Source organism: Actinoplanes palleronii, assembly GCF_016862315.1.
Classification (GTDB): Bacteria; Actinomycetota; Actinomycetes; order Mycobacteriales; family Micromonosporaceae; genus Actinoplanes; species Actinoplanes palleronii.
The window spans coordinates 1-1,025 of sequence record NZ_BOMS01000229.1; the positions used below are offsets into that span (position 1 = coordinate 1).

General features: G+C 67.1%; 2 protein-coding genes. Both read left to right on the forward strand.

The genetic code is table 11. The features are described 5' to 3' along the window. A partial coding sequence (locus Apa02nite_RS50740; protein ID WP_203831583.1) for a transposase occupies window positions 1-592 on the forward strand: 592 nt, incomplete at its 5' end. Window positions 593-599: 7 nt separating this feature from the next. Then, the gene (locus Apa02nite_RS50745; protein ID WP_203831584.1) at window positions 600-1,007 is read left to right on the forward strand and encodes a hypothetical protein; all 408 of its coding nucleotides are present in this window, start codon (window positions 600-602) and stop codon (window positions 1,005-1,007) included. The last annotated feature ends 18 nt before the right edge of the window (window positions 1,008-1,025 follow it).

Genomic DNA, 1,025 nt, shown 5'->3' on the forward strand with positions numbered 1-1,025 from the left:
GTGGCGTGATGACGGCACCGATCAGGTGATCCATGACCTGCTGCGCTGCCAGGTCCGGGAGAAGGCCGGTCGTGCCGAGGATCCGTCCGCGGTCATCCTGGACACCCAGTCGATCCGGGCCGCGAACCACGTGCCGGCCGCGACCACCGGCAAGGACGCTGGCAAGAAGGTTCCCGGCCGTAAACGCGGCCTGGCCGTCGACGCTCTCGGCCTGATCATCGCCGTGGTCGTGACCGCCGCGAGCGTCAGCGACAACCAGATCGGGATCCGCCTGCTGGACAAGGTCGCCGAACACACCCCGACGGCGACCCGGGCCTTCGTCGACGCCGGGTTCAAACAGGACTTCGCCCTGCACGGCGCGGTGCTGGACATCGACGTCGAGGTCGTCAAACGATCCGACGCCCGGCCCGGGTTCGTGCCGGTCAAGAAACGGTGGCTGGTAGAGCAGGTCAACGGCACCCTGATGCTGCACCGCCGGCTGACCCGCGAGTACGAGAGCCGACCCGAATCCAGCGTGTCACGCACCTTATGGGCGTCGATGGCGAACATGGTCCGCAGGCTCACCGGCACTGTCACCGCGACCTGGCGGTGAACCTGCGGTGCACCTGACCGCGATCCTCGACCTGATCGCCGAACGCGAGAACACCGCAGGTCAGGCCGCCGACCGGCTCCGCGAGCAGATCACCGCTCTCACTACCGAACTCGCCCGCCTCGACAACGAACTCGCCGACCTGGCGACCACCCGCATCACCTTGCACGATCTGGCCGCCGACCAGTTCACCGACGACGACCCGACCATCGCCAGCGCCCCCTACCAGCAGATCCTCGCCGTCCTCGCCGCAAACCCGGCCGGGCTACGAGCCAAAGACATCTGCCTGGCCGTCAGCGTCGACCCCACCCCGAAACACGTCGAAGGCGCCCGGGCGCGACTCAAACGCATGGTCAGCCGCAAAATCCTGACCGAGACCGAACCCGGAATATTCACCCTCGCCCCGAAACGGACCTAACCTTCCTAACCACCCTCT